The sequence below is a fragment of the Auraticoccus monumenti genome, from assembly GCF_900101785.1.
GTDB classification, from domain to species: Bacteria; Actinomycetota; Actinomycetes; order Propionibacteriales; family Propionibacteriaceae; genus Auraticoccus; species Auraticoccus monumenti.
This window is the reverse complement of the sequence record NZ_LT629688.1, coordinates 3,389,251-3,416,190: the sequence shown is the minus strand read 5'-3', so window position 1 is coordinate 3,416,190 and position 26,940 is coordinate 3,389,251. Positions and strand designations below refer to the sequence as shown.

Below are 26,940 nucleotides of genomic sequence, written 5' to 3'. Positions count from 1 at the left end.
CCGCGCCATACCGGTTCACGGCCGGTCGAGGACCCTCTTCCAGCTGCTGCCGCCAGCTGCCCGGCGACCGACGAACGCGCGCTCAGAGCTCTCTGCGCCTGAACAGCACGGCGGCCGCGACCACGAGCGCGACGGTGCCCGCGAGCGACACCAGCACGGGCCACAGCAGCTCGGGTACCGGCTGCTCGGCGGCGACCGCCGCCGCTCGGCCGGAGAGCCCGGCCGGTGAGTGGTCGGCCAGGGGCCTCCAGAGCGCGCCCATGGTGAGGAGCACGAAGGCTCCGATGCCCGCCCCGGCGGCGCCGGCTGCTGAGGGGATCAGGGCCGAGAGGAAGGTCATCAGCGAGAGGTAGAAGAGGCCGAGCACGAGCCAGACCAGGGTGCCCTCCCACACCGGTTCCAGGGGCGCCTGGCCGAAGACAGCAGCCGTGACGCCCCAGGTCACCAGGGTCCCGATGAGCACCAGCGCGGCGAGGAAGGCGGAGTGGACGACGACCTTCACCGCGACGAAGGCGCCCCGCGACATCGGCTTGGTGAGCACCAGGATCGCCGTGCCGCTCGAGGTCTCGGACGAGACGATGCCCCCGTAGATGATGATCAGGGCGAAGAGGAAGATCTGCCCCAGACTCTGCATCCACTGCGAGTAGGCGTCCAGGTAGGTCGGGTCGGGAAGGGTGAGCGACCCCAGCTGGTCACCACCCACGGCCCCGACGATCTCGGGGGTGAAACGGGCGAGCAGCGGCGCAGAGACGGCGAAGAACAGCAGGATCGCCGGCAGCACCACGATCCGCCAGGTGCGGACGATCTCGAGCGTCTCCTTGCGCGCGAAGACGAGGGTGGCGTTCACTTCTTGCCTCCCACCAGGTCGACGAAGACCTCTTCGAGCCCGATCTCTCCGGCCTCCAACCGCGCGAGGCCACTGCCACGTGCTGCGACGATCGCCGGGATGTCGTGCTGGGCAGCGCGGAGATCGGTGACCGTGATCTCGATCCGGCCGTCGTCTCCAGGGGTCGTCGTCGAGGTCGCCCACTGGCGTTCGCCGAAGTCCCTCGCGAGGACGTCGGCATCCCGGGTCACCTCGACCACCACCCTCTCCTTGCCATACCGTGCCTTCAGCTCGTGGATCGGGGCCTGCGTGACCATCCGTCCGCGGTCGAGGATGGCGACCGTGTCGCACACCCGCTCGACGTCACCGAGGATGTGGGTCGAGAAGAACACGGTGGTGCGCCCGCGCAGCGAGATGATCATGTCGAGCACGTCCTTGCGGCCCATGGGGTCGAGGGCGCTGGTGGGCTCATCGAGCAGAAGCAGCCTGGGTGCGTTGACGAGGGCCTGGGCGATGCCGAGGCGCTGCTTCATACCGCGTGAGAAGCCGCCGAGCTTCGACGTCACGTCGGTGAGTCCTGCGAGGTCGAGGAGCATCTCCGTCCGCTCGCGCAGAGCGGCACCCGACATCCCGAACAGCCCGCCCGTGAAGCGCAGGAACTCCGGCGCCGTCATCCAGCCGTAGAAGGCTGGCACGTCGGGCAGGAACCCGATCTCAGAACGCCCGGCACTGCCGCCTGCGCCGACATCACGTCCCAGGATCTGGATCGACCCGCTCGTCGGCCGGGCGAGCCCGGTGGCGAGCCGCAGGGTCGTGGTCTTCCCCGCTCCGTTCGCCCCCAGGAAACCGAAGATCGACCCCTCCTCGACGTCGAGGTCGAGGGAGTCGACGACGCGCTCGGGGCCGTAGGACTTCGTCAGCGCGGCGGTCCGGATGGCGGAGCTCATCGCTGCGCCAGCTTCTCGTCGGTGCCGTAGAGGGCGTCGGCGAGATCGGTGCTCGACCGTCTCCGCCCGGCTACCGGCTGGTCGACCGTCTGCGCCTGCTTGCGACCGATCGCGAGGTACAGGATCGGGCCGATGAAGCTGCAGACGGCGATGATCGCCACCCAGATCCACTTGTTGCCGGTCGCGACGGCCACGGCCGGGCGCCGGTGCAGATCGACCAACGCGACCACGGCGAGTCCGAGCTGGACGAGCAGGAGCGCACCCAACCCGATGAGGACCGCGAGGGGGACGGAGGAGAGATCAAGGTTTGTTCTCATGTTTAAGAACGTTATCACAGGTGTGAATGGCTGGTATGCTCGACGCCATGGCGAGCTCAGAGGTCCTGCTGCATCCGGTGCGCATGCGGATCGTGCGGGCGTTCCTGGGCGACCGGGCCCTCACCACCACGCAGCTCGCGGCCGAGCTCGACGACGTGCCGGCCGGGAGCCTCTACCGTCACGTCGCGCTCCTGGCGGATGCGGGAGTGCTGCGGGTCGCGGCTGAGCGACGCATCCGCGGCAGCGTCGAGCGCACGTACACCCTGGCGCACGCCGCCGCCTCCCTCGGTGCGGCCGAGCTCGCGGCGATGACCCCCGAGCAGCACAGCCAGGCCTTCCTGGCCTTCGTCGCGGGACTGATCGCTGACTTCGACAGGTACCTCGCCGCCGGCACTCCCGACATCGTGCGCGACGGCGTCGGGTACAGCATGAACGCCGTGTGGCTGACCGACACCGAGTTCCTCGAGTTCACGCGCGATCTCGCGACGGTGTTCCAGTCCAGGCTCGCGAACGCGCCGGGAGAGGGGCGCAGGCGTCGGGTGGTGGCGAACGTCATCCTTCCCGCGCCGGACAAGCCCTGAAGACCTCGGTGCTCGCCCCGATCGGCTCGCCTGCAGGTCGCGACGCCGTCCGCCGACTGCTCCTGGAGCTGTCCAACGCCGCCGACGAGGGAAAGGTCTCCTGGGCACAGCTCCAGGTAAAGGTGGTCGTGGCCGCCGATGTCGCTGACGGGATCGAGCAGGCTGCGGGCGCGAGCGGCACGTACCCCAGCTCCCGCGACGCCTGAGGCCGGGCAGCGGGAATATGGGCGACGCGGTCCGACGACTTCGTGTTGCGGAGGTCGAACTTGAGGGCTTCCGCGGCGTGCCGGGGCACCAACGAGTCGCGTTAGGCGACGCGACCCGGCCGACATCCGCGCGGATCTTCGGTGAAAACGGGTCCGGCAAGTCCAGCATCGTTTCACGCTGTGGAGTGGGCGTGCCAAGGTCGGGTCGCGCGACATGTGCCGAGCACGAGCCCTGGCGCTCCGGCAGTAATCAACGTGGCGGCGCCGTCCGCCACTGCTCGCGTGCGGGTCCTGCTCACCGACGGCAGGGTCGCGGAGCGCCGGGCCGCGCTAGACGCGGAAGGCACCCACAACCGCATCAAGGGAGACCCGAGACCGGCTAAGTTCCGGCGCGTCTTTGGGGTAACGCGCGTCGAGCGTGTCGGTCACGGCTCCGCCGGCACGCAGACCAAGGATGGATGGCGAAAGGCTTCGTCAGAGCAAACTACGCTGGCTCCGCTCCGCGGGCGCTAGCCAGCTCCGGTGGGCCACACCTGCGGGCCCCAACTCCAGTCTTTGCTTGCTGGCGAGCCGGACTTCGAGCCGGCGCGCCCCCGACCGAAGGGGGCGACTTCTTTTCTGCGTTGAACTTACTTAATTCCAAGTGCTTCGCGGAGCTGCCGATGAACCTCGACCTTCGAGTCATTAAACTCAGACAGTTCTTGTTCAAAATCGTTGAGGTGATTTTCCTTGAGATTCTCACCCTCGCCGTTTATGATGTGGAGGTGGAGGAGGAGTTGCGTAAGTTCTGTCTCAATATCGTGGCTTTCCTGCGTCACCCGGTTGACTGAGCGACTGACTGATTCGTCAGAAATTAATGCAGCAAAACTTGCTCTATCTTCGAGCACGTCGTTCAACTCTCCGACCTGAATGCTTAATGTGTCCAGTTCCTTCAAATCTATTTCGTCCACTTCATAGACCGTCGCGAACCTGACCCGGTTACGTATGGTCGTATGTAGAGTCTCAGCATCTTGCACGCTTGCATAAAAATCGCTGTACACAGCAAGCCGCTTATCGCGCCAGTACTGGGAGACGGTAATGTCGCTGGATAGAGAACTAGACAAGTAATTCGTGGCGAAACCGGATGTAAAACCAGCAATGGCACCGATAATAAGGACAGTCACAGGGTGTCGTAAGAAGCCTGGTTTTTCGTTCTTGGCCTTGTCATTATCATTCACAACTTTGTGCTCCCCTGGTGTTGTGCTGTGAATCGCGGCGAAGTAGGCGGTGTGCGCCTGGTGCCCTCAAAGTCTCACACCTGGTTCGTCGGGCTCGGCGTCGCGGCCAACACCGCGGCACCCGCCCTGGCCAGCACCCTTCATCGGGTCAGGATGCGCCGATCGCCCAAGTCGAGTTAGCGGCCCGACCTGATCGGCCTGGCGAGGAGTCAGCGGGGCCTGGCCGAAAATGCGCAGCGTCTCGTCCTCGGCCCAGGAGCCCACCACCAGCGCCTCGGGGCGCTGCAGCGGTCCCACGACGGCGCCCACGACCCCTTCCAGGCTCTGGCGGTGCCCTTGACCTTCACCCAGCTGCCAGCGACGCCGTAGCGGGCGCTGGCGCGCTTGGCCACGACGCCCTCGACCCCCATCGCATCGGTGCCGGTGCCTCAATGCAGCTGGCGCCCTCGTCGCCGCAGCGCTCGCGAAGGCACGGGGCGCGACGACTGCCGGCGGCCATCCGCTGCTGCAGCGCATCGAAGCTGAGCCGGCCGTCCTGGTAGATCACGACCTCGGCGTCGAGCGGGGTGCCGTCGGGCACACTGGTCCACGACCGCAGCCGCCAGCTCGGGGAACAGGGGAGTGAGTGAGGGTGTCCCGCGACCGCCTTGCCCGCGGCTTCTGCCACCCCGGAGCGGGGGCACGTGCGCGTGGCCGAGGGCGCTGAGCCCCCGCAAGGGAAGTGGAGTATGTGGGTGACACTAGAGGCGTTGGGCGCTCACCAGCGCCGCGTGTAAACTCCCCGGGCTGATTGGGTGAGACACAAAGACCAGTAGATGAAGGGCGGGGAGGGTGGCGCGGCAAGAGAAGGCTACGGATACTACGACTGTGCGCCTTAATCGTCCTCGGTTTTTCTTGGTTCGTGGAGCCGCTTTTCTGCTCATAGCATTGGGCTGTAGTACTTTCGTGGCGTTAGTTGTCGCCTTATTTGTGGCAGAAAGCGTCGAGGTGCAGGGTGCCTGGGTTCAGACAACGGCTCTTCTTCTGCTTTTTACCGCGGTGCTTTGTTTTTTCACTGGGTTCATTGTGGTAATGCTCTGTTACTATGCGACATCACTACCTGCTTTCCTACAGTTACCGCGTCCAACCTTGGGCCTGAATGAGGCACGCAGATGACGGCTCTTGTTGTCGTAGCAATCGTCGCTCTCTTGCTGGCGATAGTCTCATTTTGGTTGGGTTCCCAAAATGTTAGGGAATACGCGAAACACCGTGATCAACCTCTCCTATTTACGGCTACTGATGACGAGTTGCTCAAGCGGGGCGAGGGCGAATGGCCCAAACGTCGTGGATGGCCCGATCCGCGTTCGTCAACAATGGCAATCGTTCGTTCCGATGCATACGCTGATGTTGCAAGCCACACTGCTACGAACCTTCGGGACGCGGCTGTCGTAGTTGGTGCAGTTGGTGGTGCTGCTTTAGGCGTAACGTTGCCTAGCATCCTTGCTCTTCACGGCGATTTCTCCGAGGCCATTGATCAGCAGTTGCAAAGTTCTGACAGATTAATAGTGACTTATCAAAAGTATGCAGTAATACTTGGAAACCTGTTTGTGAAAATTCTTCCTGTCGGCTTGATCTTCTTGGCCGTCATGTTGACGAGGTTGAGGTCGGAATACCTTACAATGGAGAAGTATTACCGCTCGGCTTCTAGTGAGGCAATCCGGTCGCCACGCACAAACCGCCGCCTAGACGCAGCCTCAAGAACGAAGCGGTGTTCCGTCGCGCCAGTCATGGCGCTAACTGTCGCGGTTATCTGGGTCCTAGTTAACGTGATACTCGGGTCAACAAAGTCTCGCCGCAGTAGGCGAGATTAGAGGGGGCGATTCTGGCGCCCTGTCCCCCATAGGCTGAGCCTGCCCTGGTGCGAGGACAATCGTGGGGCGTCGGGCGTGCTGCCCGGCCAGCAGCGTCGCGCCCGCAGCGGGGGGACTCAGGTCAAGGACTCCCGCTCCGCAGGCCTCCAGTGTCGGGGGTGGACCTGGCAGAGCTGACCTGCACCGTCGCGTGGCTCCCCGCGGAGCGGGGGGGGGGCACGAATTTGGTAAGGGGCCCGCGGTAGCGGGGCGCTCTTGGCATCCACCGCCCGCGGAGCGGGCGGGTTAGGGCGTACCCCGGCCGATCACCCGACAGAACGGAATGACAGCCATGACGCACTCCTCCGACGTGACGTGGAAGCTGGACGACATCACCATGGAAGGCACGGTGGTGTGCCCGGACGGTGAGGGGCCCTTCCCGGCCGTCGTCTTCGTCGCCGGCAGCGGTCCGACCGACCGCGACTGGTGCTCGCCGCTGCTGCCCGGCGGCAACGGCAGCGCCCGACTCATGGCCGAGGCCTTCGCCGGTGCGGGCATCGCCTCCCTCCGCTACGACAAACGCGCCTCCGGCCCGCACGCGAGGGAGAACGCCGCGAAGCTCATCGGGACGATCAGCATGCAGTCGCACCTCGACGAGCTGGTCGCGGCCGTCACGGTGCTCGCCCGGCAGGACTGCGTGGACCCCTCGAGGATCTTCGGGCTCGGCCACAGCGAGGGAACCCTTCACGTGCTCCACCACGCCACCACCACCCTGGACGTCCCCTTCGCCGGGATCATCCTCGCCGCGCCACCCGGCCGGCCGATGCAGGCGGTGCTGCTGTCACAGCTGGCACGCCAGCCCCAGCTCCTCGGTGCCCCCGAGCTGATGACCAGGGTTCGCGAAGCGGTGGCGCGTTACGCGGCCGGCCAGCCGATGGATCTCGACCCGAGCCTGCCCGACAGCGTGAAGACGGCGCTCGCCAGCTTCGAGACCCCGGCGAACCTCCCGTTCGGCCGCGAGCTGTGGATCGAGTCCGCAGCTGATTCGCTCGTGGAGATCGAGATCCCCGCGCTGGTGCTGATCGGCGCGAAAGACCTTCAGGTAGATGTGCACGCCGACGGCGAGCCCCTCAGAGAGGCAGCCGCGGGGATGGACGACGTGATGTTCGCGTTCCCGGCCAACGCGAATCACGTGTTCAAGGAAGATCTGCGCGATACGGCAGAGATCGCCGCATCGCCGGGTAGCGGGTACAACGAGCCGGGCACACGTCTGGACCCTGAGAGTCTGGAGCTGATCCTCACCTGGCTGTCCGCCACCGGGCGGTGGTCAGAACCGGTGCGCGAGTTCTGACCCGATCAGTCGTCCTCGCCCTCGTCGCCGCCCTCGTCCCCGTTCTCGTCGCCGCCCTCGCCGCTGCCGTCCTCGCCGCTGCCGTCCTCGTCTCCGTCCTCGGCCTGCTGCTGCTGGTCGGGCGCGGGAGCCGGCGCCTCTGCGCCGCAGTTGCTGACCGCGGTCACCAGCACGACGGCCAGTGCGGCCAGGGCCGCGCGGAGGATCAGGGAGAGGGACATCGGAGCTCCTTGGAGGTCGCGGTCGAGGTCGGCAACGCTAGCAGCCGGGACTCTCTGGAACGGCTGACGAACGCCGCACCCGCGCGGCTCACGTCGGGCCGCTCCCTCGACGCCGTCGATGGGTGTCGGGGCCACACCACCCGCCTGGCCAGAGCTGCCGAGGCGCCGCAAGGTCGGTGCAGGACCTCTCCGTGAACCCTGCTGGGTCCCCAGCCCTCGCTCAGTCAGGATGGTTGCGAGCAGCGCGAGTCGTCCAGGAGCAGCGTGGAATCGGCTGTTCCCTCGAGGGCGGCTTCGTCGTGCGTCGCCACCAGCGCCGTGTGGCCGGAATCGGCGTGGCGGCGCAGTGCGTGACCCGGCGGTCCCCGTGTGTACGATCGCGCCGTCAGCATGTGAGGACGATCGTCAGCCAGACGACTGGGACCGACCGACCGGAGAACACCGCATGGCCGTGCCGAAGCGGACGCTGAGGGCCCAGTGGGCGTCGTCGTAGACGTCGAGCACCCCACGCGCGCGCTGCGGACGATCACCTACAACCTGCACGAGGGCCGCGCCACGGCAGAGCTGTCGGATCTGGCGGCCGTGCACGACGTGGACGCCCTCTGCCTGCAGGAGTGCGACACGCGGCGCCTGCCCGAGACCGTCGGTCCGCTGGTGCTGGCTGCGGCGACCAGGCTCAACCGCCTCGGCCTGGCGCTGTACTACCGCCCCGAACGGCTCCACGCCCACGGTCACGCGCTGCGCCCGTTGCGCCGTTCCATGCACGACCGGTTCCTGGCACCCGCCCACGAGCGGTTGCTGGCCGTCCGCTTCGAGGACCTGCACGACCACGGCGCCCTGCTGACCCTCGCCTCCATCCACACCGCCCCGCTCTCGGCGACCAACGCGATGCGCCGGCACCAGATCACCGAGGCCCTCGGCGCCATCCGCGCCACCGCCCACGCCACCTCCACGCTGGTCGTCGGCGACTTCAACTACCCCTGGTTCGCGCGCTCACTGACCCGCCGGCTCAGCAGGCAGGGGTTCCAGGTCTCCCACAGCGACCAGCCGACGTACGTGGGGAGAGGGATCCGCGGGCACTTCGACTTCGCCATCTCCGAAGGGATGGAGATCGCCAGCGTCCGCACCCTCCGGCAGGCGGCGTCGGACCACCTCCCCGTGCTCGTGGAGTCGCGGGTCCGGGCTCCGGTGCCGACTCCGACCATGGAGCACGACACAGCCGGTGGGTGACCCGCTGGGGGAGACCGGTGAGGACCGGTCGCCGCGCTCTCTCCTGGTCGATCTCTCGTGCCCGGGCGGGGCCTTCTCGGTCGGGTTAAACCCCGGTGCAGGGCCACACCGGCTCGGACGGGTGGGCGGGCCACCTGGGACCGCGGCACTGCGGCGTGCCATCCCCCGCCAGCTCCGGCGTGCTCGTCGTGCGGCGCCCTTCCCGGCCCCGGACGCCCGATGCCGAGCAGGTTCCTCCCTGCTCGGCATCGGTTCCCACGCGCGCGACCGGAGGCGGAAGCGGCCTCCCGGCTCAGCGCTGCTCGTAGGCCGCCACCCGGGTCTGGATGGCGTGCAGCCGGGCGGTGTCGAACTTCGGCCGGCGGTCGAAGTCGTAGACGCCGTTCTGCTCCTGGAAGGTGTCGGTGAGCTGGGTGTAGCAGTAGCCGAACATGCCCGGGTCGTCGAGCAGGGCGTCGATCAGCCCGGCGAACCGGCTGTAGAACTCCTCCTCGTCGGCCACCCGCTGGCCGTAGCCCCACGACTCGTGGCGGTCCTCACCGGCCACGGCCGCCGCAGCGGCCTCGGCGTTCCACCAGATCCCGCCGAACTCGCTGACGAAGTAGGGCTGGCCGCGGTGGGGCTGGGAGATCTCGTGGCCGTCGTGGTCGTTGGTGTAGCCCTCTCCGCGGGACAGGCCGCCGACCTGGCGGGCGAACTCGGCCGGGTCCTGCTCGTAGTTGTGGCTGTCCCAGACGTCGGTCTCCAGCACCCGGTGGGAGTAGCCGGACGCGTCCAGCACGGGCCGGCTGGGGTCGGCCAGCTTGGTGGCCAGGAACATCGCCCGGGTGACGTCGTCGAGCTGGGTGATGCGGTCGTGCAGCGGCTGGTAGGTCTCGTTCAGCGGGCACCAGCCGATGATCGCCGGGTGGTTGTGGTCACGCTCGAGCGCCTCCAGCCACTGGGTGATGAAGCTGGCGGTGGGCTGCTGGTGCTCCTGGTAGCGGCCGTGGCCCCCGGCGCCCCAGTCGGCGAACTCGCCCCACACCAGGTAGCCGAGCCGGTCGGCGTGGTAGAGGTAGCGCTCCTCGAAGACCTTCTGGTGCAGCCGGGCGCCGTTGAAGCCGGCCTGCATCGACAGCTCGATGTCCTGCACCAGGGCCTCGTCGCTGGGCGCGGTCATCAGCGACTGCGGCCAGTAGCCCTGGTCCAGCACCAGCCGCTGGAAGACGTGCTCGCCGTTGATCAGCACCGCGTCCCCGTCCAGGGCGACCGAACGCAGCCCGCAGTAGCTGCGGACCTGGTCCAGCACGGTGCCGTCGGCGTCGAGGAGGGTCAGCTCGAGGTCGTAGAGGTGCGGGTCCTGGGGCGACCACGGCCAGCGCCGCTCCTCGGGCACCGGCAGGGCCAGGGCGGGGGCGAGGTCGAGGTCGGCGGGCACCTCCGCGCGCGAGACCTCGCCCTGGTCGTCGGAGAGGACGGCCACCACCCTGGTGCCCCGGCGGTTGCGCGAGAGCGGCAGCACGACGTCGAAGCGTCCGGCGGCCAGCTGCGGGGTGATCCGGGGACGGCGCAGGTGCACCGGGTGCACCGGCTCCATCCACACGCTCTGCCAGATGCCGGTGGTGCGGGTGTAGTGGCAGGAGGCGTTGGCGTAGGCCACCGACTGCTTGCCGCGGGCCTGCGGACCGTCCTTGGGGTCACGGGCCCGCACCACCACCGTCACGTCCTGGCCGGGCTCGGCCACACCGGTCAGGTCGGCGGTGATCGGGGTGAACCCGCCGCGGTGGCGGACGACCTCCACGTCGTCGACCCACACCGTGGTGTCCTGGTCCACCGCACCCAGGTGGAGCAGCACCGAGGAACCGGCCCACTCGACGGGCAGGGTCACCGTGCGCCGGTACCAGACGGCGGTCAGGTAGTCGGTGCGGCCGATGCCGGAGAGCTCGGACTCCGGGGCGAAGGGGACCGTGATCCGCTCGGCCAGCGGCCGGGTGCGCAGGCCGCGCTCGGAGCCGGAGTCGCCGGCGTCGACCTCGAACTCCCACTCCCCGTTCAGGCTCTGCCAGCGCTCACGCACCAGCTGGGGGCGGGGGTACTCCGGACGGGGGCCTGCTGCAGACATGGGTGTTCCTCGGGTCGGGGACGTGAGGTGGGTGCGACGGTCGAGTGACCGGGTAGAACTCTAGGCAGTCACTTCCACCGTTGTAAACGGGCTAGGCCACCTCGATGAAGTCGAGCTCGGCGTACCTGGTCCCGTGCTGCAGCCTGATCGTGTTGGTCCCCTCGCGCAGGGTCACCTCGACCGCGACCTGGCTCCAGACGGACCAGCCCCGCGCCGGGTAGCTCACCGTCACCGGGTCCGCCCCGTTCACGGTGAGCACGTGCGTGGCGTCGCCCGCGCCGGCGGCGTAGCGCACCCACACGGTGTAGGACCCGGTTTCGGGCGCCACCACGTCGAGCTCGACGTGGCTGGTGTCGTGGTCGATCTTGCCCACCACGGCGTCACCGGACGCGCTGTCCACGGCCTGGCGCACCACGGCGTCCTGCAGCCGGCCGTGCTCGGCCTCGGTGCGGTCCCGGCTGCCGCTGACGACGGGGCGGTCACCGTCCCAACCGAGGGCGGCGCGGTACATGCCCCGGCCGCCCGCGGCCAGGTGGCCGTGGAAGATCAGGTGGTCACCGACGACGTCCTGGCCGCCCGGGCCGTCCACCGCCCCGTCCAGGCTGCTGGTGGTGAGGAGCGGACGGTAGGCCCGCTCGTAGGGACCCTGGATGCGACCGGCGGTGGCGTAACCGGTGTGGTAGTTCCCGGTGCTGTACACGCCGGCGGAGAAGAGCAGCACGTAGCGGTCGCCGCGTCGCACCAGGGTGGGGGCCTCGATCACCCCGTCGTCGCTGGCCCGGTCGTTGCGCAGCAGCTCGCGGCGCTGACCCACCAGGCGGGTGCCGGCGGCGTCGGTGCGCTGCAGCCACAGCACGCTCGGCTGCCTGACGGCGTTCCCGTCGTTCTTGTAGAGGAGGTAGGTCGCCCCGTTGTCGTCGACGAAGGAGCTGGCGTCGATGTTCCCGCCCTCCTCAGGACGGCAGACCAGCGGCTCGTCACGGGGTACGAAGGGGCCGTCGGGGCTGCTGGCCGTGGCGGCTCCCAGGCACATCCGGCCGTTGAGGTCGTTGCGGGCGGTGAAGTAGAGCAGGAAGGTGCCGTCGCGGCGCTGGGAGACGTCGGGGGCCCAGAACCCGTGGGTGGTGCGGATCCAGGCCGGCCAGGGCTCGGTGGTGAAGACGTCCTGCTGAACGGTCCAGGGCCCCTCGGGGCTCGGTGCCGTGGCGTGGGGCACCACACCCTTGCCGCCGCTGGAGGTGGAGTACGCGTGGTAGGTGCCGTCCACCTCGATCACGTCAGGGTCGGGGAAGTCGCTGGCGACCAGGAGGTCAGGCGGTCGGGTGCCGGGGCCCGGGTCGGCCTCGGCACGCGAGGCTGCCCCGGCGCCGAGCAGGAGGCAGAGGGCGAGGGGCAGGGTGAGGGCAGCGCGGATCCGCGACATCGGGGCTCCTGGGGGTGGGTCCTGGGGGTGGGAGGGGTGACGCCGCCAGTCTGCCGCTCAGGACCGCCCAAGGGGAAGAGTGAACGATCACTCAGTTTTTTCGGACAGCCTCTCCACCACCCCCGGCAGGGCGCGACCGAGCGGCAGCCACACCAGCAGGTCGGCTTCGCGGTCACCCCGGGTGGCCCCCTGGTTGACGATCACCACCGGGTAGCCCTGACGGGCGGCGTGGCGGACGAAGCGGTAGCCCGACATCACCGACAGCGACGAGCCCAGCACCAGCAGCCCCCGGTCGCGGTCCAGCTCGGCGTAGGCCCGCTCCACCCGGTCCTTGGGCACGCTCTCGCCGAAGAAGACCACGTCGGGCTTGAGCCGGTCCGAGCCGCAGACCAGGCAGGGCACGGTCCGGAACCGCTGCTCCTGCTCCTCGTCGAGCTCGACGTCGCCGTCGGGGTTGACCCGGCGGACGTCCTCGCCGAGCTGGTCGAACCCGGGGTTGGCCTCGGTGAGCCGGCGCTCCAGCTCCACGCGGTCGCTGCGGCTGCCGCAGTCCAGGCAGACCACCACGTCCAGGGTCCCGTGCAGGTCGATCACGCCGGTGCTCCCTGCGGCCTGGTGCAGCCCGTCGACGTTCTGGGTGACCACACCGCCGACGCGCCCACGGCGCTGCAGCTCGGCCACCGCCCGGTGACCGGCGTTGGGGTGGGCGCTGCCGATCCGGCGCCAGCCCAGGTGGCTGCGGGCCCAGTAGCGCCGGCGCGCGTCGGCGGAGGTGCAGAAGTCGTCGAAGGCCATCGGGTCCGAGCTGCGCCGCACCCCCGAGGGTCCGCGGTAGTCCGGGATCCCGGACTCCGTGCTCAGCCCGGCCCCGCTGAGCACCGTCCAGGTCGGGTGGGCGGCGACCGTCTCGGCCAGCTCGGCCAGTGCGCGCTCGGGGTCCTCCGGTGGCAGGCGGGCGCCGGCGTCCAGGGTGTGGGTCCAGTCCACCGCTCGTCGTCGCACTCCGGGAGCCTACGTCGTCAGCGGAGCGTGACGGCGGCTGCGCCGAGGATGTCTTGAGGTCAAGATACGTTGGTCCGGTGACGACGCCGGGCCGGAGCAGGCAGGTGCTGCGCCAGCTGGTCTGGCCGGCCTTCGTGCCGACGTTCCTGTTCAGCGTGGGCACCGGGGCCAGCACCCCGGTGGTCCTCGTGGCGGCCCTCTCCCTCGGCTTCGGCCAGGCCGCAGCGGCGGCGCTGGTCTCCTCCCTCGCCCTGGCCGCGGTGGTGGGGTCCGGGCCGGCCGGGCTGCTGATCGCCCGGCTGGGGGAGCGGCGCAGCATGCTGGCGGCCGCCGCGCTGTCGGTGCTGTCCCTGACCGCCTGCCTGGCCGCCCTCGCCGCCGGGTCTGCTGGTCCCGGTGGCCGGGGCCTCTTCGTGGCAGGCGTGCTGGGGCTCGCGCTGGCCGACGTGTTCTTCGGGCTGGCGCGACAGACCATGGTGGCCGAGGCGGTGCCGGCCGACGTCCGGGCCCGGGCGATGAGCACCTTCGGCGGGGTGCAGCGGGCCGGACGGCTGGTGGGGCCGGTGCTCGGCTCGGGCGTGATCGCGCTGACCTCGGTGGCCGGGGGCTTCTGGGTCCAGCTGGTGGCGGTGCTGCTGGCCGCGGTGGTGGTGCTGCGGGTGCCCGCGGGTGCCGCCGGCCGGTCCGCACTGGTGACGCTCACGGGAGGGCCGGTGGCGCGCGTGGACGTCCGCCTGGTCGCCCTGGTGCTGGTCGGCGTGCTGACCCTGGCGCTGGCCCGGGGCAACCGGGACGTGGTGCTGCCGCTCTGGGGCACCGAGCTGCAGCTGGACCCCGCGCTGATCTCGCTGGTCTTCGCCGGGGTGTCGGCGGTGGAGCTGCTGCTGTTCCTCCCCGCCGGGGTGCTGATGGACCGCCACGGGCGGGTCGCGGTGGTGGTGCCCTGCCTGGTGCTGGTCGCCGTCGGCTTCCTGCTGGTGCCGCTCGGGGGACTGGCGGGCTACCTGGGCGGGGCGGTGCTGATCGGCATCGGCAACGGGCTGGGGGCGGGGATCGTCAAGACCCTCGGAGCCGACCTGTCGCCGGAGGGTGGGCGGGCCCGGTTCCTCGGCTGGTGGACCGGCGCGGTGCAGCTGGGCCAGGTCGCCGGACCGGTGATGATCAGCGTGGGGGCGCTGCTGGGCGCACTGGCCGCCGCCGTCCAGCTGACCGGCGTGGTGGCTCTGCTCGGCGCCGGCTGGTTCCTGGTCCTCCGCCGCCGCGGACTGCTCCGCTGACCCGCCGCTCTCCCCGGCCAGGACGGGCGCCGGCACCGAGCGGGGCGTGCGTGCCCTGCTCGGTGCCGCGGGTCCTGCGTGCCGTCAGGCGCGGGGGACCGAGGCCACGCCCGGGGGCAGGAAGCGACGTCCGTTGACCCGCTCGGAGACCCCGGTGCGGTCCAGGTAGGGGGTGATGCCGCCGTCGTGGAAGGGCCAGCCGGCCCCGAGCAGCAGGCAGAGGTCGATGTCCATCGGGGCGGCGACCACACCCTCGGCGAGCATCAGCCCGATCTCCTCGGCCAGGGCCTCCTCCACGCGCTGGCGGACCTCCTCGGCGGTGCTGGCGGAGTCCCCGCCCACCAGCAGCGCCGCGGTCTCCTCCGAGACGTACGGCTGGCCGTCGGAGCCCCAGTCGTAGACCCCGGGCTTCCCGGCCTCGACCAGGTTCCGCATGCTCTGGGAGACGTGGAAGCGCTCGCCGAACTCGGCGTTGAGCACCTCCGCGACGTGCAGCGCCACACCCGGCCCGACCAGCTGGAGCAGCACGAACGGCGACATGGGCAGACCGAGCGGCGCCACGGCGGCGTCGGCCACCTGAGGCGGGGTGCCCTCCTCCATCGCCCGGGTGATCTCGCCCATCATCCGCAGCAGCACACGGTTCACCACGAAGCCCCGGGTGTCGCGCACCAGCACGGCGTTCTTCTTCAGCTCCTTGGACACCGAGAAGGCGGTGGCCAGGGAGGCGTCGTCGGTCCGCTCGCCGCGGACGACCTCCAGCAGCGGCAGCACCGCGACGGGGTTGAAGAAGTGGAACCCGACGACCCGCTCCGGGTGCTGCAGGTCCGCCGCCATCTCGCCGACCGACAGCGAGGAGGTGTTGGTGGCCAGCACCGTCTCGGGGGAGACGTGCTTCTCCAGCTCGGCGAAGACCTGCTTCTTGACCCCGATCTCCTCGAAGACGGCCTCGATCACGAACGAGCAGTCGGCGAAGTCGGCCTGGTCGGTGGTCCCCGACACCAGCGCCTTGTACCGGTTCAGCCTGTCCGCCGACAGCCGCCCCTTGGCGTGCAGCTTATCCAGCTCGGCGTGCACGTAGCCCACGCCCTTGGCCGCGCGCTCGGCGTCCAGGTCGGACATGGTGACCGGGACCTCGAGACGACGGACGAACAGCAGCGCGAGCTGGGAGGCCATCAGCCCGGCCCCGACCACGCCGACCGAGGTGACCGGGCGGGCCAGTCCCTTGTCCGGCGCTCCGGCCGGGCGCTTGGCCCGCTTCTGCACCAGCTCGAAGGCGTACAGGCTGGCCCGCAGCTCGTCGGACATGATCAGCTCGGTCAGCGCCTCGTCCTCGGCGGCGAAGGCCTCGTCGCGGGTGCGCGAGCGGGCGGCGTCGACCAGGTCGAGGGCCATGTAGGGGGCCGGGGCGGTGCCGTGCACCTTGGCGTCGGCGACGGCGCGACCCCTGGCCACGGCGGCGTCCCAGCCCGCTCCGCGGTCGGGCTCGGGACGCTCCACCACGACCTCACCGGTGACCACCCGGGCGGCCCAGTCCAGCGAGCGCTCCAGGAAGTCGGCGGCCTCGAAGGTGGCGTCGGCGATGCCGAGACCCTGCAGCTGGTGGCCCTGCAGCATCCTGTTCTGGTTCATCGAGTTCTCGATGATCACCTTGATGGCGTTGTCGGGGCCGATCAGGTTGGGCAGCAGGTACGCCCCGCCCCAGCCGGGGACCAGCCCGAGGAACACCTCGGGCAGGGCCACGGCTGGTGCGCTGGCCGACACGGTGCGGTAGTGGCAGCCCAGGGCGATCTCGAGACCGCCACCCAGCGCGAGCCCGTTGACGAAGCAGAAGGTCGGGATGGTCGCGTCGGCCAGCTTGGCGTAGACGCCGTGCCCGATCCGGGCGATGGCGGTGGCCTGCTCGGGGCTGGTGAGCTTGGCCACCCCGCTCAGGTCGGCCCCCGCGGCCAGGATGAACGGCTTGCCGGTGATCGCGACCGCGGCCACGTCCGCCCGGGCCAGCGCGGCGTCGACGGCTGCGTTCAGCCGTCCCATGCTCTGCGGGCCCAGGGTGTTGGGCCGGGTGTGGTCCAGGCCGTTGTCCAGGGTGATCAGCACGGCCGTGCCCGCCCCGTGCGGCAGGGCGACGTCGCGGCTGAGCGCGGAGGTGACGACCTCGTCGTCGGCGGTGAGCGCGCTGGCCTCGGCGATCAGCCGCTCGAGGTCGGCGTCGGGGAGGTAGGTGGTCACTGGTGGGCTCCTTCGCCGGTGAAGTGCGGGTTCTCCCAGACGACGGTGCCGCCCATGCCGAGACCGATGCACATGGTGGTGATGCCGTAGCGGACCTCGGGGCGGTCACGGAAGGACCGGGCCAGGTGGATCATCAGCCGGACCCCGGAGCTGGCCAGCGGGTGACCCAGGGCGATCGCGCCGCCGTAGGGGTTGACCCGCGGGTCGTCGTCGTCGATGCCGAAGTGGTCCAGGAAGGCCAGCACCTGCACGGCGAAGGCCTCGTTGATCTCGAACGCCCCGATGTCGTCGATGCTCAGCCCGGCCTTGGCCAGGGCCTTCTCGGTCGAGGGGATCGGACCCACGCCCATCACCTCGGGGTCGACCCCGGCGAAGGCGAAGGACACCATCGTCATCGCGGTGGGGAGCCCCAGCTCGGTGGCGGTGCCGGCGTCGGCCAGCAGGCAGGCGGTGGCGCCGTCGTTGAGACCGGCGGCGTTCCCCGCCGTCACCCGCCCGTGCGGGCGGAACGGGGTCTTGAGCCCGGACAGGGCCTCCACGGTGGTACCCGGGCGCGGCGGCTCGTCGGCGGTGGCCAGGCCGTAGCCGTGCTCGGCCGAGCGGGTGGCCACCGGGACCAGGGCCTCCTGGATGATGCCGTCGGCGTAGGCCTGCTCGACCCGCTGCTGGCTGAGCGCGGCGAAGGCGTCGGTGCGGTCGCGTGTGATGGAGGGGAAGCGGTCGTGCAGGTTCTCGGCGGTGGAGCCCATCACCAGCGCGGCCGGGTCGACGATCTTCTCGGCCAGGAAGCGCGGGTTCGGGTCGACCCCGGAGCCCATCGGGTGGTGGCTCATCGACTCGACCCCACCGGCCACGGCGATGTCGTAGGCGCCGAAGGCGATCCCGGACGCGGTGGTGGTGACGGCGGTCATCGCTCCGGCGCACATCCGGTCGATCGCGAAGCCGGGCACCGACTTCGGCAGTCCGGAGAGCAGGGCGGTGGTCCGGCCGATGGTCAGGCCTTGGTCGCCGGTCTGGGTGGTGGCCGCGATGGCCACCTCGTCGACGCGCTCGGCCGGGACCTCGGGGTGGCGCCGCATCAGCTCGCGGACGCAGTTCACCACCAGGTCGTCGGCACGGGTCTCGGCGTAGAGGGACTTGGCCTTGCCGAACGGGGTGCGGACGCCGTCGACGAAGACGACGTCTCGGGATTCACGAGGCATGAGCACATATTACTCACGAGTAACATAGGGGTCGCAAGAGGGGCGCGACGCCCGTGGTGCCGGCGCTGACCACCGCGGTCGCCCGTGCGCTTCGTGGGTGGACGTAGCGGGTGCCCCGCGACGGTGGTCGACCGCTTCCGGCAGCCAGCACAACCGGTCCCTCAGCAGACAGCACTGCCCTATCGGGGAGCAGCGTCTGCTGAGCGACCGGTTCTGCCCGCCGGATGACCTGCGGCCTGGCGCGGCAGCCTGGGAGCACCTGCCGGCTGAGACGTGGGGTTCGCCCGGGGCTGGCGGGCGCTGCTGCTGCCAGGTCGAGCAGAACCGGTCCCTGAGCGGACAGCACTGCCGCATGGGGGAGCAGCGTCTGCTGAGCGACCGGTTCTGCGCGTGCGGCGAGGCGCCGGGAGCGGGACGCCCGGGGGCAGCTCCCCGGCAGGGAGCCCAGGCGCAGGGCGGTCGTCGCGCGGTGCCGCCGACCGGTCGCCGATGCGTGCGCCCGCTGGCGGGTGGCGAACGGCAGTCCCGGTCGGGTCGGTCCGGGGGAGAGGTGCGGTCCCCTCCCCGGTGGCGGTCAGGAGGAGGCGGGACGGTGGCGGCGACGCGGCCGGCGGGCCAGCTCGGCGGCCTGCTCCAGGACCTCGGGATCGGTGAGGGCGTCGTCCAGCAGGGGGGTCAGGACGGGGACGACCAGGGCGCGCTGCCAGCGTCGGGCGCCGAGACCAGCCAGGACCTCGTCCACCGTCGTCTCGTCCAGCGGCTGCGGGGGCTGCCAGGCCAGCCGGCGCAGCAGCTCGGGGGTGAGCAGGTTCTCCACCGGGACGTCGTTGGCCTCGGACAGCTCGAGCACGGCGGGGCGGACCCGGTCCCACCGGGCGGCCGCGGCGGGGTCGCGACCGGCCCAGGTGCGCGGCGGTGGCGGGGAGTCGCTGGGCAGGTGCATCGCCGGCAGCTCCGACCGGCTCAGCGAGGTGGCCCGGGCCAGCGCCGCGCTCCACTCCTCGCGGTAGCGCTGGGCGGCGCGGCGCTTGAAGCCGGCGATGCGCCGCAGGTCGTCCTCGCCCGGGTCCGGGCGGGCGGCCAGCTCGGTGATGGCCACGTCGATCAGCACCCGGCCCGGCGCCTTGTCGGTGCTGCGCGCGATGCCGTCGCGGACGGTCCACAGCTCGCGCACCACGGCCAGCCCGGCCGGGGTCCGCACCGAGTGGATCCCCGACGTCCGCCGCCACGGGTCCTGCCGCGGCGGACGCACCGCACCGGCCTCGGCGGCCAGGACCGCGAACTCCTCCTCGGCCCAGGCCTCCTTGCCGCTCTCGACCAGGGCCGAAGCCATCCGGTCGCGCAGCTCCACCAGCAGCTCGACGTCCAGGGCGGCGTAGGTCAGCCACTCCTGCGGCATCGGGCGCTGCGACCAGTCCGCGGCGGAGTGCTCCTTGAGCAGCCGCACCCCGAACTCCTCCTCGATCAGCGCGCCCAGACCGACCCGTCGGCGGTTCAGCAGCCGCCCGGCCAGCTCGGTGTCGAACAACCGGGTCGGCACCATCTGCACCTCGGCCAGGCAGGGCAGGTCCTGGGAGGCGGCGTGGATGATCCACTCCTCCTCCTGGATGGGGTCGGCCAGCACGGAGAGGTCCACCCGGCCGTCGACCAGGAAGGCGCGGGGGTCGACCAGGTGGGTGCCCGAGCCCTCGCGGCGGAGCTGGATCAGGTAGGCGTCGGAGCCGTAGCGGTAGCCCTGGGCCCGCTCGGCGTCGATGGCCACCGGCCCGGTACCCCGCTCCAGGGCAGCGACGGTCGCGGCCAGCGCCTCGGGGTCGGCCACCACCGGCGGCGTCCCGTCGGCCGGGGAGGTCAGCAGCGGCACCTCCACCGCGTCGTCAGCGGCGTCGGTGTCCTCGAGGTCGGGTCCGTCGACTGGGCGCTCGCTCAACGCGGGGACCCGCCGGGGCGTCGCATCGGCATCATCACGACACCCTCGGGCAGCGCCGGCAGACCGGCGATGGTGCAGAGCAGGTCGCCCCACGCGGCGCAGTGGGCCGTCAGGCGGTGCTCCTCGGTCAGCAGCGGGGTCCAGGACGCCCGGATCTCCACGTCCGCACGGGCCGGGTCGCCGGCCATCGCCCCGAAGGAGTGGCTCGACACCGCCGTCACCGTGCCGCTGGGCTCGGCGTAGTCGGCGCCGTGGTCGGTCAGGGAGTCGATCAGCCAGGACCAGCCCACCTCGGCCAGCAGCGGGTCGGTGACCATCTCCAGGTCGACCTGGGCCCGCGCGAAGCTGACCAGCCGGAAGGTGCCCTGCCAGGCCGGGTTGCCGGCCGGGTCGTGCAGCAGCACCAGCCGCCCCGTGCCCAGGTCCTCCTCCCGCACCACCACGTCGGCACTGACCGCGGTGGAGAAGGGGGCGATGCGCTGGGGGGCGGGCATCTCCTCGACCACGAGCTCTGGACGCCACCGGGCAGCATGGAGCTCTGCCGTCGCCTCGGTGAACTGGGCCGGGGCGGGTGTGGATTCGCTGCGTGCTGCCACCCCGTCAACCTAGTCGCCGCCGTCCGCGATCGCCGCCGACTCGCCGGGGAGGCCGGCGGTGACCCGCCGCGGACGTGCGTGCGGTCCCGGCGACCGCACTACGCTGACGGGGTGAACGACCCCGTACCGAGCCCCGCGCCCAGCCCGTCCACCGCCCCGACCGGGGGTGAGACACCCCTCCTGGCGGCGGTCGCCGGGCGGGAGCCGAGCCGGGTGCCGGTCTGGTTCATGCGGCAGGCCGGGCGCTCGCTGCCGGAGTACAAGAAGGTGCGCGAGGGCATCTCGATGCTGGACAGCTGCGCGCGGCCGGACCTGGTCACCGAGATCACGATGCAGCCGGTGCGCCGCTACGACGTCGACGCCGCCATCTTCTACTCCGACATCATGGTGCCGCTGCGCGCCATCGGGGTCGACCTCGACATCGTCCCCGGCACCGGCCCGGTGATCGCCCGTCCGGTCCGCTCGGCCGAGGACCTGGAGCAGCTGCGCGACCCCGAGCCCGGCGAGCTGGACCACATCACCGCCGCCGTCGAGCTCCTGGTCGCCGAGCTCGGCCCCACCCCGCTGATCGGCTTCTGCGGCGCCCCCTTCACCCTGGCCAGCTACCTGGTGGAGGGCGGCCCGAGCAAGGACTACGCCCGGACCAAGGCCATGATGGTCGGCGCCCCCGACCTGTGGCACGAGCTGATGGCCCGCCTGGCCCGGATCTCGGCGGCCTTCCTCCGCACCCAGGTGCAGGCCGGGGCCCGGGCGGTGCAGGTCTTCGACTCCTGGGCCGGGTCGCTGCCGGTGCGCGACTACCGGTCCTCGGTGATGCCGCACTCGGCCTCGGTGCTCACCGCGGTCGGCGAGCGCGGCGTCCCGCGGATCCACTTCGGGGTCGGCACCTCGGAGCTGCTGCCCTCGATGGTCGAGGCCGGTGCGGACGTCATCGGCGTCGACTGGCGCCTCGACCTCGACGACGCCTGGCGACGTGTGGGTGGGGGCGTGGCGGTCCAGGGCAACCTCGACCCGGCCCTGCTGACCGCCCCCTGGCCGGTGCTGGCCGAGCGGGTCCGCGACGTCCTGCGCGCCGGCGGACGCGTCCCCACCGGCCACGTCTTCAACCTCGGCCACGGCGTCCCGCCGACCACCGACCCCGACGTCCTGGCCCGCGTGGTCGACCTGGTGCACGAGGAGGGCCTGGCGCTGCGCGAGCCCGCCGAGCCCGCACGCGGGTGAGCGGGTCCGGTTCCGGGCTCCGTGTCGCGGTCGTCGGCGCGGGCGTCTCGGGTCTGGCCGCCGCCTGCGCCCTGGTCGCGGCCGGGGCCGAGGTGACCGTCCTGGAGCGCTCGGACCGGCCCGGCGGCAAGCTCCGCGGGGCCGAGCTCGACGGCGTCACCCTGGACGTCGGCGCGGAGTCGATGCTGCTGCGTGGTCGTCCCGAGCTGGTGACCCTGCTGGACGAGCTGGGGCTCAGCGGCGCCCTCACCGGGCCCACCGCCGCCAAGCCGGCCATCCTGGTCGGCGGCCGCGCCGTCGGCATCCCGCGCTCGCTGATGGGCGTCCCCGCCGACCTGGAGGCGCTCCGGCCGCTGCTCAGCCCCGAGGGGTGGCGGCGTGCGGCCGAGGAGCCCTCGCTGCCCGCCCCGCCGACGGTCGGCGACGTGGCCATCGGTGCGCTGGTCTCGGAGCGGTTCGGTCCCGAGGTCACCGACCGGCTGCTGGAGCCACTGCTCGGCGGGGTCTACGCCGGGCACTCCCGCGAGCTCTCCACCGCCGCGGTGAACCCCCGGCTGTGGGAGCTGGCCCGCGCCGGCGGCTCGCTGCTCGAGGGGGCCGCCGCCGCCCTCCCGCCCAGCAGCGGCGGTTCCCCCTTCACCGGCGTCGTCGGGGGGGTGCACCGGGTGGTGGACGCCCTGGCCGCCGCCCTCGGTGACCGGCTGCGGCTCGGCACCACCGTGCACGCCCTAGAGCGCACCGCCGGCGGCTGGCGGCTCAGCACCGGCGCGGTACCCCGTCCGGAGCGGCTGGAGGTCGACGCCGTGGTGCTCGCCGTCCCGGCCCCCGCCGCCGCCCGGCTGCTCGACGGCACGCCCGCGCAGCAGCCGCTGGCCGGCGTCCGGCACGCCTCCCCGGCCGTGGTCGCGCTGCGGGTCACCGGCGTCGAGCCCGACGGCTCGGGGCTGCTGGTGCCGCCCGGGGAGCTGGCCGCGGTCAAGGCCGTCACCCACGCCGGCCGCAAGTGGGCCTGGCTGGGGGAGTCCACCGCCGGCGCCTGGGGAGCGGGCCACCACCTGGTCCGGGTCAGCCTCGGACGCCTGGGCGAGGAGCACCTGCTGCAGCGCGGGGACGAGGACCTGGTGGGCCTGGCCCTGACCGACCTGCGCCGGCTCCCGGGCTGGGCCGACGTGTCCGTCGTCTCGCACCTGGTGCAGCGGTGGGGTGGTGGGCTGCCGCAGTACGAGGTGGGTCACCTGGACCGGGTGGCCGCCGTCGAGCGCGGGGTCGCGGACCTCGGCGCGCTGGCGGTCTGCGGGGCCGCCTACCACGGCGTCGGGGTGGGTCCCTGCCTGTCCTCGGGGCTGCGGGCTGCGGCGCAGGTGCTCCCGGCCGCGTGATGCAATCAGGGAGCAACGGGGCCGTGGTCCCAGCGGGCCCCGGTCACGGACGTCCACGAGAGGAAGCAGGTCGCACGCGTGTCGGTACCGGTCAGTCAGGCTGAGGAGATCAACAGCACCATCCGCTACGTCATGTACTCGGTGTTCCGCCGGGACGCGGGCGCCGGAGGTGACGCGGCGGCCGCCCTGGCCGCGGTCGAGGAGGCCACCCGCGGCGGCGACCTCGTGATCCGCGGGTGGTACGACGTGGCCGGGCTCCGCGCCGACGCCGACCTGATGGTCTGGTGGCACGCGCCGTCGTCGGACACCCTGCAGGACGCCTACCTGGCGCTGCGCGGCAGCGAGCTCGGGGCGGACCTGACCCCGGTCTGGTCCCAGGTCGGGCTGCACCGCCCGGCGGAGTTCAACCGCGGCCACGTGCCGGCCTTCATGGGCGGCCACCCGGCTGGGGACTACCTCTGCGTCTACCCCTTCGTCCGCTCCTACGAGTGGTACCTGCTGCCCGACGACGAGCGTCGCACCATGCTCGCCGAGCACGGCCGGATGGCCGCGCCGTACCCCGACGTGCTGGCCAACACGGTGTCGTCCTTCGCCCTCGGCGACTACGAGTGGCTGCTGGCCTTCGAGGCCGGGGAGCTGCACCGCATCGTGGACCTGATGCGGGCCCTGCGGGCGGCCGCCGCCCGGCGCCACACCCGCGAGGAGCTGCCGTTCTACACCGGACGGCGCCGGGACCTGGCTGACATCGTCGCCTCCTGGTGAGCCCGCCCCGGCACCGGGGCGGGAATGCCGCACCGGCCCGGGGACGTTCCACCTCCCGACCGACCAGAAGGAGAGCAGATGACCCCCGAGTTCAGCACCCAGCCCAGCACCGCCCAGGCCGACCCCGCCGCCCAGGTGGGCAAGGTCGTCAGGTCCGAGGCCGAGTGGCGCGCCCAGCTGAGCCGCGAGGAGTACCACGTCCTGCGCGAGGCCGGCACCGAGCGTCCCTTCACCGGTGAGTACACCGACACCACCACCGAGGGCATCTACCGCTGCCGGGCCTGCAGCACCGAGCTGTTCCGCTCGACCACCAAGTTCGAGAGCCACTGCGGCTGGCCCTCGTTCTTCGCGCCCCTGGCCGAGGAGCGCGTCCGCTACATCGACGACAGCGCCCTGGGCATGCAGCGGGTCGAGGTGCGCTGCGCCGCCTGCGACTCCCACCTGGGACACGTGTTCTCCGGTGAGGGCTACGGCACGCCGACCGATCTCCGCTACTGCATCAACTCCGTGTCGCTCACGCTGGAGCCCGCTCCGGCTGAGTGAGTCGTCTAGACTCCCCATCCGGGCCGACCGGTCCCGAGCGACACGCACGGATGGGGACGCACGAGCGATGAGTCTGGCCGATACGGCCCTGCGGCAGGGGTTGCACCGCGTCGGCGCCAGGCCGCCGCTGTGGGCCTACCTGCGCCAGGCCTGGCAGCGTCGTGACTTCACCTACGCGATGGCCCGCTTCAAGGTGCAGGCCAGCAACGAGCGCAACCGGCTCGGCATGCTCTGGGTCGTCCTGCAGCCGATCATCAACGCCGCCATCTACGGCCTCATCTTCGGTCTGCTGCAGGGCGACAGCCGCCCCGAGGACTTCGTCCAGTTCATCGTCATCGGGGTGTTCCTGTTCCAGTTCTTCACCTCCTGCATGACCAACGGCGCGAAGTCCATCACCGGGAACTCCGCGCTGGTGCAGTCCCTGGCCTTCCCACGCATCACCCTGCCGTTCTCCATCATCATCGAGCAGCTGCTCAACCTGGTGCCCACGCTGGGGGTGATGGTGGTCTTCCTGCTGGCCACCGGGCACTACCCGACCTGGTCCTGGCTGCTGATGATCCCGCTGCTGGTGCTCTTCGCGATGGTCACCACCGGGGTCGCGCTGATCGGCGCCCGGCTGACGGTGCACCTGCGTGACCTCTCGCAGTTCCTGCCCTACATCAGCCGGATCCTGTTCTACACCTCCGGGGTGCTCTTCGCCCCCGAGAAGATCCTGGCCAACTACCCCTCGCTGCTGGCGCTGTACGACTACCACCCGCTGCACGAGGTGCTCAGCCTGGCCCGGTCGCTGCTGATCGGCGCGGAGGGCGCGGAGCCGCTGTACTGGGCCTACCTGTCGGCCTGGTCGGTGGGGCTGCTGGTGATCGGGGTGCTGTTCTTCTGGGTGGCCGAGGAGCGCTATGGCCGAGTCGACTGACACCACGCCGGACGTCCGCACCGACGTCCCCGACGTCCCGGGCCCGCCCGAGCCGGTGGAGCCCGCGCCGGCCCCGCTGGCCGTGATGGCCGACGACGTCCACGTCGAGTACCGCGTCTACGCCAGCGGCAAGGCCCTGGGTCCGGGCGGGCGCAAGGTGCTGCAGCGCACCCGCGGCGTCCGCACCGTGCACGCCCTCAAGGGGGTGACGTTCTCGGCCTCCCAGGGGGAGTCGGTCGGGGTGATCGGCTCCAACGGGTCCGGCAAGTCCACCCTGATGCGGGCCATCACGGGGCTCACCCCGCCCTCGCGCGGGGCCATCTACGCCACCGTGCGGCCCAACCTGCTGGGGGTCGGGGCCGCGCTGCTGGGCGACCTCTCCGGGGACCGCAACATCCTGCTCGGCGGGCTGGCGCTGGGCTTCACCAAGACCGAGATCGAGGCGATGCGCGACGACATCGTCTCCTTCGCCGAGCTGGAGGAGTTCATCGACCTGCCGATGCGCACGTACTCCTCGGGCATGCAGCAGCGGCTCAAGTTCGCCATCGCCGCGGCCAAGCAGCACGAGATCCTGATCGTGGACGAGGCGCTGTCGGTGGGTGACCGGAGGTTCCGGGAGCGCAGCGAGCAGCGGATCCGCGACATCCGCGAGCAGGCCGGCACCATCTTCCTCGTCTCGCACTCCATGGGCACCATCCGCGACACCTGCACCCGGGTGATCTGGCTGGAGAAGGGCGAGCTGCGCGAGGACGGCGAGCCCGACGAGGTCATCAAGGCCTACGAGAAGACCAAGAAGTAGCCGGTGAGCGTCCGACCGACGAGGCCGACGCTGGCCGAGCTGCGTGCCGTGGCGCAGCCCGACCACGTGCGCCAGCGCAAGAACGCCGAGCACTGGACGGCCCAGCTCTACCTGCGCCACGTCTCGATCTACCTCACCCAGTTGCTGGTCCGGACCCCGATCACCGCCAACGGCGTCACGTACCTGATGATCGCCAGCGGCTGGTGCATCGCGGCCTCGCTGCTGGTCCCCGGGTGGGCCGGCGCGCTGCTCGCGGTCTTCTTCGCCAACCTGCAGATGTACCTGGACTGCTGCGACGGGGAGGTGGCCCGCTGGCGCGGGACGTCCAGCCCGGCCGGGGTGTACCTGGACAAGATGGGCCACTACACCACCGAGGGCCTGGTGGCGCTGGCCCTGGGCCTGCGTGCGGCCGACCTGTGGGCCCCCGGCTCGTCCGGTTCGCTGCTGACCTGGCAGCTCGCCTTCTGCGGGGCGCTGCTGGCCGCCGGGGTGCTGCTCAACAAGGCGCAGAACGACATGGTCCACGTCGCCCGCGCCTTCGCCGGGCTGGACCGGCTGGCCGACACCGCCGAGGCCTCCCAGGTCCGCCGCGGCGGGCTGGTGGCCACCGCCCGCCGGCTGGCCCGCTTCCTGCCCTTCCACCGGGTCTTCCACTCCGTCGAGCTGTCCCTGATGGCGCTGGCCGCGGTGCTGGTGAGCACCCTGGTCGGCCAGCCGCTGCTGGCCGAGCGGGTGCTCGTGGTGCTGCTCGCCGGGGTGATCTGGCTGGTCAACCTCGGCCACTTCGCCGCCATCATGGCCTCCTCGCGGGTGCGGTCCTGAGCCGTGGCGG

The 26,940-nt window shown here is 71.2% G+C and carries 24 protein-coding genes; 12 read left to right on the top strand and 12 right to left on the bottom strand.

Annotated elements, in window-relative coordinates; genetic code table 11:
- Positions 1-82 precede the first annotated feature (82 nt).
- Genes BLT52_RS15875 through BLT52_RS15865 form a run of 3 tightly spaced genes read right to left on the bottom strand, consistent with a single transcriptional unit; the run spans position 83 to position 2,039 of the window.
- Positions 83-847 (bottom strand): ABC transporter permease, encoded by a 765-nt coding sequence (locus BLT52_RS15875; RefSeq protein WP_157677183.1) that lies wholly within the window; start codon positions 845-847, stop codon positions 83-85.
- A complete protein-coding gene (locus tag BLT52_RS15870) occupies positions 844-1,773 on the bottom strand; it encodes an ABC transporter ATP-binding protein (RefSeq protein ID WP_090594902.1) in 930 nt (309 codons plus the stop codon). The genes BLT52_RS15875 and BLT52_RS15870 overlap by 4 nt, the downstream gene beginning before the upstream one ends.
- Complete coding sequence (locus BLT52_RS15865; RefSeq protein ID WP_197679077.1) at positions 1,770-2,039, bottom strand: PLD nuclease N-terminal domain-containing protein; 270 nt, start codon at positions 2,037-2,039, stop codon at positions 1,770-1,772. Before BLT52_RS15865 ends, BLT52_RS15870 begins: the two co-directional genes overlap by 4 nt.
- Before the next feature lie 98 nt (positions 2,040-2,137).
- Between BLT52_RS15865 and BLT52_RS15860 the strand changes: the two genes are divergently transcribed.
- Positions 2,138-2,671 carry a helix-turn-helix domain-containing protein gene (locus tag BLT52_RS15860; RefSeq protein WP_090596913.1) on the top strand — a complete coding sequence of 178 codons (534 nt, stop codon included), beginning with the start codon at positions 2,138-2,140 and terminating at the stop codon, positions 2,669-2,671.
- An 8-nt stretch (positions 2,672-2,679) separates the two neighbouring features.
- Positions 2,680-2,877: a hypothetical protein gene (locus tag BLT52_RS15855; RefSeq protein ID WP_090594900.1), complete on the top strand. Its 198-nt coding sequence runs from the start codon at positions 2,680-2,682 to the stop codon at positions 2,875-2,877.
- Positions 2,878-3,506: 629 nt separating this feature from the next.
- On the opposite strand, the gene BLT52_RS20935 is transcribed toward BLT52_RS15855, so the two are convergent.
- The gene (locus BLT52_RS20935; protein ID WP_157677182.1) at positions 3,507-4,094 is read right to left on the bottom strand and encodes a hypothetical protein; all 588 of its coding nucleotides are present in this window, start codon (positions 4,092-4,094) and stop codon (positions 3,507-3,509) included.
- A 2,181-nt stretch (positions 4,095-6,275) separates the two neighbouring features.
- Here BLT52_RS20935 and BLT52_RS15845 point away from each other — a divergent pair.
- Positions 6,276-7,274 (top strand): alpha/beta hydrolase family protein, encoded by a 999-nt coding sequence (locus BLT52_RS15845; protein ID WP_090594897.1) that lies wholly within the window; start codon positions 6,276-6,278, stop codon positions 7,272-7,274.
- Positions 7,275-7,279: 5 nt separating this feature from the next.
- Here BLT52_RS15845 and BLT52_RS15840 read toward each other — a convergent pair whose 3' ends face one another.
- On the bottom strand, positions 7,280-7,495 hold the full coding sequence (locus BLT52_RS15840; protein ID WP_090594895.1) for a hypothetical protein: 216 nt from the start codon (positions 7,493-7,495) through the stop codon (positions 7,280-7,282).
- Between the two features lie 477 nt (positions 7,496-7,972).
- Here BLT52_RS15840 and BLT52_RS15835 point away from each other — a divergent pair, with 477 nt between their 5' ends.
- Entirely contained in the window at positions 7,973-8,725 is a 753-nt protein-coding gene (locus tag BLT52_RS15835; protein WP_197679076.1) for an endonuclease/exonuclease/phosphatase family protein, read from the top strand.
- Between the two features lie 292 nt (positions 8,726-9,017).
- On the opposite strand, the gene BLT52_RS15830 is transcribed toward BLT52_RS15835, so the two are convergent.
- From BLT52_RS15830 to BLT52_RS15820, 3 genes are all read right to left on the bottom strand, one after another.
- On the bottom strand, positions 9,018-10,829 hold the full coding sequence (locus BLT52_RS15830) for a glycoside hydrolase family 2 protein (RefSeq protein ID WP_090594894.1): 1,812 nt from the start codon (positions 10,827-10,829) through the stop codon (positions 9,018-9,020).
- A gap of 91 nt (positions 10,830-10,920) precedes the next feature.
- Positions 10,921-12,252, bottom strand: a complete 1,332-nt coding sequence (locus BLT52_RS15825) for a family 43 glycosylhydrolase (RefSeq protein WP_090594892.1) — start codon at positions 12,250-12,252, stop codon at positions 10,921-10,923.
- 87 nt (positions 12,253-12,339) lie between these two features.
- Positions 12,340-13,254 carry an NAD-dependent protein deacetylase gene (locus BLT52_RS15820; protein ID WP_090596910.1) on the bottom strand — a complete coding sequence of 305 codons (915 nt, stop codon included), beginning with the start codon at positions 13,252-13,254 and terminating at the stop codon, positions 12,340-12,342.
- A 77-nt stretch (positions 13,255-13,331) separates the two neighbouring features.
- Here BLT52_RS15820 and BLT52_RS15815 point away from each other — a divergent pair, with 77 nt between their 5' ends.
- Positions 13,332-14,531 (top strand): MFS transporter, encoded by a 1,200-nt coding sequence (locus BLT52_RS15815; RefSeq protein ID WP_172804064.1) that lies wholly within the window; start codon positions 13,332-13,334, stop codon positions 14,529-14,531.
- An 84-nt stretch (positions 14,532-14,615) separates the two neighbouring features.
- On the opposite strand, the gene BLT52_RS15810 is transcribed toward BLT52_RS15815, so the two are convergent.
- The 4 genes from BLT52_RS15810 to BLT52_RS15795 all read right to left on the bottom strand — a co-directional run bounded on the left by BLT52_RS15810 (position 14,616) and on the right by BLT52_RS15795 (position 20,488).
- Positions 14,616-16,760 (bottom strand): 3-hydroxyacyl-CoA dehydrogenase NAD-binding domain-containing protein, encoded by a 2,145-nt coding sequence (locus BLT52_RS15810; protein ID WP_197679075.1) that lies wholly within the window; start codon positions 16,758-16,760, stop codon positions 14,616-14,618.
- A complete protein-coding gene (locus tag BLT52_RS15805) occupies positions 16,757-17,962 on the bottom strand; it encodes a thiolase family protein (RefSeq protein ID WP_090594889.1) in 1,206 nt (401 codons plus the stop codon). The genes BLT52_RS15810 and BLT52_RS15805 overlap by 4 nt, the downstream gene beginning before the upstream one ends.
- Positions 17,963-18,536: 574 nt before the next feature.
- The gene (locus BLT52_RS15800; protein WP_197679074.1) at positions 18,537-19,892 is read right to left on the bottom strand and encodes an HRDC domain-containing protein; all 1,356 of its coding nucleotides are present in this window, start codon (positions 19,890-19,892) and stop codon (positions 18,537-18,539) included.
- Entirely contained in the window at positions 19,889-20,488 is a 600-nt protein-coding gene (locus BLT52_RS15795) for a DUF3000 domain-containing protein (protein ID WP_090596905.1), read from the bottom strand. The genes BLT52_RS15800 and BLT52_RS15795 overlap by 4 nt, the downstream gene beginning before the upstream one ends.
- 111 nt (positions 20,489-20,599) lie before the next feature.
- Here BLT52_RS15795 and hemE point away from each other — a divergent pair, with 111 nt between their 5' ends.
- The 7 genes from hemE (at position 20,600) to BLT52_RS15760 (ending at position 26,930) form a co-directional block, all read left to right on the top strand.
- Positions 20,600-21,709, top strand: coding sequence for a uroporphyrinogen decarboxylase (hemE, locus tag BLT52_RS15790; protein ID WP_231946348.1), 1,110 nt, complete (start codon positions 20,600-20,602; stop codon positions 21,707-21,709).
- Entirely contained in the window at positions 21,706-23,088 is a 1,383-nt protein-coding gene (hemG, locus tag BLT52_RS15785) for a protoporphyrinogen oxidase (protein ID WP_090594886.1), read from the top strand. Before hemE ends, hemG begins: the two co-directional genes overlap by 4 nt.
- A 78-nt stretch (positions 23,089-23,166) precedes the next feature.
- Positions 23,167-23,850 (top strand): hydrogen peroxide-dependent heme synthase, encoded by a 684-nt coding sequence (gene hemQ / locus BLT52_RS15780; RefSeq protein ID WP_331712548.1) that lies wholly within the window; start codon positions 23,167-23,169, stop codon positions 23,848-23,850.
- A 78-nt stretch (positions 23,851-23,928) separates the two neighbouring features.
- Complete coding sequence (gene msrB, locus BLT52_RS15775; RefSeq protein ID WP_090594885.1) at positions 23,929-24,393, top strand: peptide-methionine (R)-S-oxide reductase MsrB; 465 nt, start codon at positions 23,929-23,931, stop codon at positions 24,391-24,393.
- Between the two features lie 67 nt (positions 24,394-24,460).
- A complete protein-coding gene (locus BLT52_RS15770) occupies positions 24,461-25,309 on the top strand; it encodes an ABC transporter permease (protein ID WP_090594883.1) in 849 nt (282 codons plus the stop codon).
- A complete protein-coding gene (locus tag BLT52_RS15765; protein WP_090594881.1) occupies positions 25,293-26,108 on the top strand; it encodes an ABC transporter ATP-binding protein in 816 nt (271 codons plus the stop codon). Before BLT52_RS15770 ends, BLT52_RS15765 begins: the two co-directional genes overlap by 17 nt.
- A gap of 3 nt (positions 26,109-26,111) precedes the next feature.
- Positions 26,112-26,930 carry a CDP-alcohol phosphatidyltransferase family protein gene (locus BLT52_RS15760; RefSeq protein WP_172804063.1) on the top strand — a complete coding sequence of 273 codons (819 nt, stop codon included), beginning with the start codon at positions 26,112-26,114 and terminating at the stop codon, positions 26,928-26,930.
- Positions 26,931-26,940: the final 10 nt, after the last annotated feature.

Bases quoted from the DNA above. Each gene is read 5' to 3' on its own strand.
- BLT52_RS15870 (WP_090594902.1), bottom strand. From the start codon at position 1,773: ATGAGCTCCGCCATCCGGACCGCCGCGCTGACGAAGTCCTACGGCCCC.
- BLT52_RS15860 (WP_090596913.1), top strand. From the start codon at position 2,138: ATGGCGAGCTCAGAGGTCCTGCTGCATCCGGTGCGCATGCGGATCGTG.
- BLT52_RS15845 (WP_090594897.1), top strand. From the start codon at position 6,276: ATGACGCACTCCTCCGACGTGACGTGGAAGCTGGACGACATCACCATG.
- BLT52_RS15840 (WP_090594895.1), bottom strand. From the start codon at position 7,495: ATGTCCCTCTCCCTGATCCTCCGCGCGGCCCTGGCCGCACTGGCCGTC.
- BLT52_RS15830 (WP_090594894.1), bottom strand. From the start codon at position 10,829: ATGTCTGCAGCAGGCCCCCGTCCGGAGTACCCCCGCCCCCAGCTGGTG.
- BLT52_RS15825 (WP_090594892.1), bottom strand. From the start codon at position 12,252: ATGTCGCGGATCCGCGCTGCCCTCACCCTGCCCCTCGCCCTCTGCCTC.
- BLT52_RS15805 (WP_090594889.1), bottom strand. From the start codon at position 17,962: ATGCCTCGTGAATCCCGAGACGTCGTCTTCGTCGACGGCGTCCGCACC.
- msrB (WP_090594885.1), top strand. From the start codon at position 23,929: ATGACCCCCGAGTTCAGCACCCAGCCCAGCACCGCCCAGGCCGACCCC.
- BLT52_RS15770 (WP_090594883.1), top strand. From the start codon at position 24,461: ATGAGTCTGGCCGATACGGCCCTGCGGCAGGGGTTGCACCGCGTCGGC.
- BLT52_RS15765 (WP_090594881.1), top strand. From the start codon at position 25,293: ATGGCCGAGTCGACTGACACCACGCCGGACGTCCGCACCGACGTCCCC.